At 68.0% G+C, this 6,904-nt stretch carries 8 protein-coding genes and 1 tRNA gene; 6 read left to right on the top strand and 3 right to left on the bottom strand.

Annotation, left to right across the window (positions count from 1 at the left end):
• Positions 1-173: 173 nt before the first annotated feature.
• Positions 174-725 carry an NAD(P)H-dependent oxidoreductase gene (locus OSC27_RS14440; protein ID WP_267182167.1) on the bottom strand — a complete coding sequence of 184 codons (552 nt, stop codon included), beginning with the start codon at positions 723-725 and terminating at the stop codon, positions 174-176.
• A gap of 116 nt (positions 726-841) precedes the next feature.
• Here OSC27_RS14440 and OSC27_RS14435 point away from each other — a divergent pair, with 116 nt between their 5' ends.
• The 6 genes from OSC27_RS14435 to OSC27_RS14410 all read left to right on the top strand — a co-directional run bounded on the left by OSC27_RS14435 (position 842) and on the right by OSC27_RS14410 (position 5,686).
• Positions 842-1,330: a histidine kinase gene (locus tag OSC27_RS14435; RefSeq protein ID WP_267182166.1), complete on the top strand. Its 489-nt coding sequence runs from the start codon at positions 842-844 to the stop codon at positions 1,328-1,330.
• 62 nt (positions 1,331-1,392) lie between these two features.
• On the top strand, positions 1,393-2,238 hold the full coding sequence (locus OSC27_RS14430; RefSeq protein ID WP_267182165.1) for a DUF4097 family beta strand repeat-containing protein: 846 nt from the start codon (positions 1,393-1,395) through the stop codon (positions 2,236-2,238).
• A 24-nt stretch (positions 2,239-2,262) separates the two neighbouring features.
• Positions 2,263-3,207: an ATP-binding cassette domain-containing protein gene (locus tag OSC27_RS14425; protein ID WP_267182164.1), complete on the top strand. Its 945-nt coding sequence runs from the start codon at positions 2,263-2,265 to the stop codon at positions 3,205-3,207.
• The gene (locus OSC27_RS14420) at positions 3,204-4,058 is read left to right on the top strand and encodes an ABC transporter permease (protein WP_267182163.1); all 855 of its coding nucleotides are present in this window, start codon (positions 3,204-3,206) and stop codon (positions 4,056-4,058) included. The genes OSC27_RS14425 and OSC27_RS14420 overlap by 4 nt, the downstream gene beginning before the upstream one ends.
• An 80-nt stretch (positions 4,059-4,138) precedes the next feature.
• Positions 4,139-4,549: a winged helix-turn-helix transcriptional regulator gene (locus tag OSC27_RS14415; protein ID WP_267182162.1), complete on the top strand. Its 411-nt coding sequence runs from the start codon at positions 4,139-4,141 to the stop codon at positions 4,547-4,549.
• Positions 4,550-4,660: 111 nt separating this feature from the next.
• Positions 4,661-5,686 (top strand): zinc-binding alcohol dehydrogenase family protein, encoded by a 1,026-nt coding sequence (locus OSC27_RS14410; protein ID WP_267182161.1) that lies wholly within the window; start codon positions 4,661-4,663, stop codon positions 5,684-5,686.
• A 35-nt stretch (positions 5,687-5,721) separates the two neighbouring features.
• Here OSC27_RS14410 and OSC27_RS14405 read toward each other — a convergent pair.
• Both OSC27_RS14405 and OSC27_RS14400 read right to left on the bottom strand, forming a co-directional pair.
• Positions 5,722-5,797, bottom strand: a tRNA-Ala gene (locus tag OSC27_RS14405).
• Positions 5,798-5,852: 55 nt separating this feature from the next.
• Positions 5,853-6,713: an SDR family oxidoreductase gene (locus OSC27_RS14400; RefSeq protein ID WP_267182160.1), complete on the bottom strand. Its 861-nt coding sequence runs from the start codon at positions 6,711-6,713 to the stop codon at positions 5,853-5,855.
• Positions 6,714-6,904: the final 191 nt, after the last annotated feature.

The raw sequence follows: 6,904 nt of genomic DNA, 5'->3' as shown, positions 1-6,904 counted from the left end.
GATTGAGGAGGCGCAAAGCGCCGTCCCCACAGCGGATTGAGGAGGCGCAAAGCGCCGTCCCCACAGCGGATTGAGGAGGCGCAAAGCGCCGTCCCCACAGCGGATTGAGGAGGCGCAAAGCGCCGTCCCCACAGCGGATTGAGGAGGCGCAAAGCGCCGTCTCGAAATCCCCGTCACCCTGCCGCCGGCACCCGCCCCAGCCCCTCCGCAACGGCGGCCGCAATCGTCTCACGCAGCGGCCCCGATCCGACGACGCCATCCACGAAGTCGGCGCCCGTCGCGTAGATCCCGGTGGCGACGGTATCCGCCCGGAAGAACCCGAACAGCGGCCGCAGCGCGTGCTCGATCACGAGCGCATGCTGCAGCGAGCCGCCGACCGCCGCCAACAGCACCGGTGTGCCGGCGAGCGAATCCTGCCCCAGCTGGTCGACGAAAAGCTTGAGCAGGCCCGTATAGCTGCCCTTGTAGACGGGAGTGGCGACCACGAGCAGGTCGGCGCCGGCGACGCGGGCGTAGGCGTCGGCGAGGGCCGCATCCGCTTCTCCCCCGCTCAGCGCGTCGGCGAGCGGCCCCGCGAGATCGAGCAGCTCGATGACCTCAAGGTCAGCGGATGTCGCCTCCGCGACCCGCTCGAGAACCGCGTCGATCACGGCGCCGGTCTTCGACGGCCGGTGCAGCGTGCCAGACACGGCGACGACGGAGAGCGGCTTCGAATGCTCGGTCACGGGCGGCCTCCAGTTCGCACGATGGTCTGCCCCATCGTATGGGCCCGACGCCGGTCGGGTAGCGCTGACACCACAATGCCTTGACATGACACCATGATGGTGTCACACTGACTCACATGGAACTGGGACAGTACGTCAGCGACCTGCAGCAACAACTCGTGAACACCGCGGAGAACGGCTCTGACGAGACGCGTGCCGCGGCCGAGCGAGTAGCGGCGGGCGCGGAGGCCGCCCTGCGGCTCGTGCTGCTCGACGTTCTCTCGGCGGCGGCGGGCGAGATCACCCGCGACCTCGCCCCCGGCTCGGTCGACCTGCGGCTGCGGGGCCGCGAGGTCGAGTTCGTCGTCACGCAACAGAGCACCGAGACCGATGCCGATGAGGTGGCCGTCGCGCCCGTGGACCTCGACGACACGAGCACATCTCGCACCACGCTCCGCCTGCCCGACGCCCTGAAGACCCGCGTGGACGACGCGGCGGCTGCCGACGGGCTCTCCGTCAACACGTGGCTCGTGCGGGCGGTCGCCGCGGCGCTCCAGCCCAAGCAGCGACGATCCGCCAAGCGCACCCTGCGCACCGGCGACAACTTCGCGGGCTGGGCGCGGTAGCGACAACCCCAACACACCCACAGCGACAACCCCAACACACCCACAGAAAGGGAGGCGCCAGCATGCCCATTTACAACACGCCCGACCCCATCGACCTCGCCATCAACCTACAGGTCGGTGCCATCGAGGTCATCGCGAGCGACCGCGACGACACGGTCGTCACCGTCTCTGCCACGAATCCCGAGAAGGCGGTCGACCGCCGCGGGGCCGAGGAGACGACGGTTGCCTTCGACGGCGGTCGGCTCACCATTAGGGGACCGAAGCCGCGCATCAGCTGGATCGGGCCGACGGAGTCGGTCGACGTGACCGTCGAACTGCCCACAGGTTCGCGGCTCAGCGCCGAGCTCGCCGTGGGGAACCTGACGGCGAGCGGGAGGCTGGGTGCGACCCGCGTGAAGAGCTCAGTCGGCGCGGTCGAGGCCGATGCGACCGGCGACCTGTGGGTGCGCACCTCGCACGGCAGCGTCACGGTCGGCACCGTTGACGGCGGCGCAGAGATCACCGCAGACCAGGGCCAGATCCGCGCCGAGCGGATCGCCGGAGACGCGATGCTCAAGGCATCGCACGGCTCCATTCAGCTCGGCGAGACGGGCGGCGACCTCGACGCAAAGCTCTCGTACGGCGACCTCGAGATCTCGAGGGCGCTGGCATCCGTCACCGCGAAGACGGCATACGGCAACATCCAGCTGAACGAGGTTTCGAGTGGCGCCGTTCAGCTCGAGAGCGGTTTCGGGCAGGTCGCGGTCGGCGTGCGAGCCGGGGTGCCCGCGTGGCTCGATCTCTCGTCAAAAGAGGGCCACGTACGCAACGAGCTCGACCGCGAGGCGGCACCCGACGCATCCGAAGAGACGGTGACCGTGCGCGCACGCACGCAGTTCGGCGACATCACCATTCGGCGCGCGCGCTGAATCAACCACGATAAGGAGCGACACATGAACACTGCAGCAATCGACGTGCGCGGCCTGCGCAAGTCGTACGGAGCCAAGACCGTGCTCGACGGCGTCGACCTCACGGTCGGCGCGGGCACCGTCACCGCCCTGCTTGGCCCGAACGGGGCCGGCAAGACCACCACCGTGCACATTCTCAGCACTCTCGTTCGACCCGATTCGGGCACCGCCCGCGTGGCCGGGTTCGACGTCGTGCGCGACCCCGCCGGGGTTCGTGCTGCGATCGGGCTCACCGGCCAGTTCTCCGCGGTCGACGGCCTGCTGACGGGTGAGGAGAACCTGCTGCTCATGGCCCGGCTGCGCCACCTCGGCTCGACGCAGTCGACGGCGCGCGTCGCCGAGCTTCTCGAGCAGTTCGACCTCACCGACGCCGCTCGCAAACCGCTCGCCACATACTCCGGCGGCATGCGCCGGCGCCTCGACCTCGCGATGACCCTCGTCGCGCGGCCGAGCGTGATCTTCCTCGACGAACCGACCACCGGCCTCGACCCCCGCAGCCGCCTCACCATGTGGAACATCGTGCGCGACCTCGTCGGCCAGGGCACAACCGCGCTTCTCACCACCCAGTACCTCGACGAGGCCGACGAACTCGCCGACCGCATCGCGGTGCTCGACGGCGGCCGCATCGTCGCCTCCGGCACGCCGGACGAGCTCAAGCGCCTCGTGCCCGGCGGCCACATCAGGCTTCGATTCACGGATGCCGCAGCGCTGCGCGCCGCTTCCCGCCTCCTCGACGGCTCCGCACGGGACGACGCGGCGCTGGTGCTCTCCGTGCCGAGCGACGGCGGAATCGGCACGCTCCGCCAGGTGCTCGACCGCCTCGACGCCGACGGCCTCACCGTCGACGACCTCAGCATTCACACGCCCGATCTCGACGACGTGTTCTTCGCGCTCACCGAGAAGGCAGAAACGAAAGGAATCCGCTCATGACCACGCTCGACTCACACCTGCCACCGGCGGCTCCGCGCCCGGGCGCCCGAATCGCCGCTCCGCGCTCGCACGTCATCGCCGATGCGATCACCATGCTGCGCCGCAACCTGCTGCACATGGTGCGCTACCCCGGCCTGTCGGTCTTCACCATTCTGGGACCGGTCGTCATCCTGCTGCTGTTCGTGTTCGTCTTCGGCGGCACGCTCGGCGCGGGGCTGCCCGGGGTGGAGGCCGGCGGCGGCAGAGCGGCGTATCTCGCATACGTGCTGCCCGGCATCCTTGCCATGACCATCGCCGGCACCGCAGGCGGCACCGCCACGACGGTCTCGATGGACATGACCGAGGGCATCACCGCGCGGTTCCGCACCATGGCGATCTCGCGGGCGGCCGTGCTCGCCGGCCACGTGCTCGGCAACACGATTCAGGGAATCATCGCCGTCGCCCTCGTGCTCGGCGTCGGCCTGCTCATCGGCTTCCGACCCAGCGCGGGGCCACTCGAGTGGCTCGGAACCGCCGGCATGATCGCCCTCATCGCCTACGCCATCAGCTGGCTCGGCGTCGCCCTCGGCATTCAGGCGAAGTCGGTCGAGACCGCGAGCAACCTGCCCCTCGTGCTCACCATGCTGCCCCTGCTCGGCAGCGGCTTCGTGCCGACCGGTTCGATGCCGCAGTGGCTGCAGTGGTTCGCGCAGTACCAGCCGTTCACGCCGTTCATCGAGACGATCAGAGGGCTGCTTCTCCGCACGGATGCCGGATGGAACCCCTTGCTCGCGCTCGCCTGGTTCGTGGTCATCGCCGGTGGTGGCTACGTGTGGTCGATGGCGCTCTACGAACGCAAGTCGGTGCGGTGATCCTTCCCCTGCGGCGCTTACTATCTATGGGGAAGTAGCGCGATCGGGAACTCACGAACTGAGGGAAAGCGAGGGGCGTCATGTCTCTGGACAGCGAATTGCAGCTGATCGAGGAGAAGACGCGGGGCAACGTCTACTCGACGGATTGCCCGTGCCGTGATCTTCTCGACGTCGTGGCGAACAAGTGGTCCGCACTCGCGATCGGTGCCCTCGCCGACGGCCCGGTGCGGTTCGGCGTCCTCCAGCGCCGGCTTCAAGGGGTATCGCCGAAGGTTTTGACGGCCACCTTGAGACGGCTGGAGCGATTCGGGCTCGTGAATCGTGAAGTCATTCCCGCCGTACCCCTGCACGTCGAGTACTCGTTGACGGATGCCGGGCGCAGCGCCCTCGGACCCGTGTTCGCGTTGCGCGACTGGGCCGAGAACAACTACGCACACGCGCGAGCACTCGCCGACCGGCACGAAGACGGCCCAAGCGAAGCGGCCTGCTGATCGACGGACTTTCCTGAAGGTAACTAGTCTCCCTTGCGGGTAACCACGCGCTCATCGGTAGTGTCGGCGCGAGGCTCGGCATCCGGCCTGGCTGCTGGAAGGAGAACTGGCATGACCGACTCACTACACGATATTCCTGCGGTTGTGAATCGCGAGGGTGGTGCACTCGATGGCCCGAACAGCCTCGTCGACGCGCGTGTTCCTGCGCCGATCGCCCCCTCTGGATTCGACCTTCTCATCGACGTCAGAGCGGTCTCCGTCAACCCTGTCGATGTGAAGATACGCGCTTCGGCGAATGGCAACGGCACCGATCGCATTCTCGGATGGGACGCCTCCGGCGTCGTTCTCGCAGCAGGAGGCGACACGCACCTGTTCCGGCCCGGGGACGAGGTGTACTACGCGGGAAGCCTCGACCGTTCCGGCTCGTATGCATCGCAGCAGCTCGTGGACGAGCGCATCGTGGGGCGCAAACCGCGCACGCTCAGCCATGCGGAGGCAGCGGCCCTCCCCTTGACCGGGATTACCGCCTGGGAATCCCTGTTCGACAAGCTCCAGCTGACCGGCGGGTCGAACGGCGCACTGTTGGTCATCGGCGCCGCCGGTGGTGTCGGATCGATCCTCATTCAGCTCGTCAAGGCGCTCACCGACGTGACGGTGATCGCCACCGCATCCCGTGCCGAGTCTCGTGCCTGGGTAGAACAGCTCGGCGCCGACATCGTGCTCGATCACACCAACCCTGATCTCGCTCGGCAGATACTCGAGGTCGCGCCAGGCGGAGTCGACTACGCGTTCACCTCGCAGAGCCGGGGACGCATGGCCCTGTTCACGCAGGTCGTGCGCCCGTTCGGGCAGATCGTCGCCATCGACGACGGGCGCGATCTCGACTTCTCCGCCCTCAAGGACAAGAGCATCTCGTGGCACTGGGAGCTGATGTTCACGCGCCCCCGCTACGGCTGGAACCTCGAGGCCCAGCACGAACTCCTCAACAGCATCGCCGACATGGTCGATGCGGGCCGCATCCGCTCTACCCTCACGCGTGTGCTGTCGCCGCTTGACGCGACGCGGCTGCGTGAAGCGCACGCCATCATCGAAACGGGTCGAGCCATCGGCAAGGTCGTTGTCGCTGCGGAACGGTAAGAGGTACGACGTCGAGTCACGTACGACCTCTCAAATGGTGGAGCTAAGGAGATTCGAACTCCTGACCTCTTCGATGCGAACGAAGCGCGCTACCAACTGCGCCATAGCCCCTCAGGAACTGCGGTAGCTACGATATCACGCGATTCCGCCTGCCGCAGAACCCGGCTCAGTCGCCCAGTGCGTCGCGCAGCCCCTGCTCGAGCGGCGTGGTCGGGCGGCCGATGAGCGTGCGCAGATCAGAGGTGACCTCGGCGAGTGCGCCACCGCGGATGTCGCCGTCGAGCGTCACCACGAACGACGCCGTGCCCTCATCGAGGCCTGCCGCGAGCAGGTACTCGCGATGCTCCTCGGGGCTGAGCGCGCGGTACACGACGGGCACGCCGATGATGCGGCCGATGGTCGCGGCCAGCTCCTCGAAGTCCCATGCGACGTCGCCGGAGAGCTCGTAGATGCGGCCGGTCGTGTCGTCATCGACGAGGGCGGCGGCGGCGGCATCCGCGTAATCGGCCCTGGTGGCGCTGGCAACCCTGCCGGCGCCCGTGCTCGCGACGACCTCGCCCGTGCCGCGCGCCTGCTCGAGGGTCACAACATAGTTCTCGGTGTACCAGTTGTTGCGCAGCATCGTGAACGGCAGCCCGGACTCGCGGATCATGATCTCGGTCGCCGCGTGCTCGGGTGCGAGCACCAGCGTGGAGGTGTCAGCGCGCGGCGCGCTCGTGTAGATGATGCGGCCAACACCGGCGGCCACGGCGGCGTCGATGACATTGCGATGCTGAGCGGTACGCTTGCCCACCTCGCTGCCCGAGATGAGCAGCAGCGCGTCGGCTCCCGCGAACGCGCCCTCGAGCGTGTCGGGACGGTCGTGGTCGACGGCGACGGTGCGAACGCCGGTCTTCTCGAGCTCGGCGAGAACGTCGACTCGGCGGCCTGTTGCGACGATGTCGCCGGCGTCAACGCCGCGGCGCAGCAGAGAATCGATGACGAGGTGGCCGAGCTTGCCGGTTGCTCCGGTGATGACGAGGCTCATAGAGGTGGGTCCTTTCGCAGGGTGATGGTTCCACCTCTCTACAACGCGCTAGCGGCCCAGCCCTTCCCCGGTGCCCGCTATGGGCGGCACGGCGTCGCCGTTCGGGCCGTTCTCGATGAGCGTTTCACCACACCGTGGGCACGTCTCAGGCAACCGCCCTTCGACGAGCAGGCCGCAGTTCGGGCACACGT

It is taken from the genome of Microbacterium sp. STN6 (genome assembly GCF_026410545.1).
GTDB lineage: Bacteria > Actinomycetota > Actinomycetes > Actinomycetales > Microbacteriaceae > Root112D2.
This window is presented reverse-complemented; position numbering and strand designations above follow the sequence as displayed.

Bases quoted from the DNA above. Each gene is read 5' to 3' on its own strand.
- OSC27_RS14435 (WP_267182166.1), top strand. From the start codon at position 842: ATGGAACTGGGACAGTACGTCAGCGACCTGCAGCAACAACTCGTGAAC.
- OSC27_RS14430 (WP_267182165.1), top strand. From the start codon at position 1,393: ATGCCCATTTACAACACGCCCGACCCCATCGACCTCGCCATCAACCTA.
- OSC27_RS14425 (WP_267182164.1), top strand. From the start codon at position 2,263: ATGAACACTGCAGCAATCGACGTGCGCGGCCTGCGCAAGTCGTACGGA.
- OSC27_RS14420 (WP_267182163.1), top strand. From the start codon at position 3,204: ATGACCACGCTCGACTCACACCTGCCACCGGCGGCTCCGCGCCCGGGC.
- OSC27_RS14415 (WP_267182162.1), top strand. From the start codon at position 4,139: ATGTCTCTGGACAGCGAATTGCAGCTGATCGAGGAGAAGACGCGGGGC.
- OSC27_RS14410 (WP_267182161.1), top strand. From the start codon at position 4,661: ATGACCGACTCACTACACGATATTCCTGCGGTTGTGAATCGCGAGGGT.
- OSC27_RS14400 (WP_267182160.1), bottom strand. From the start codon at position 6,713: ATGAGCCTCGTCATCACCGGAGCAACCGGCAAGCTCGGCCACCTCGTC.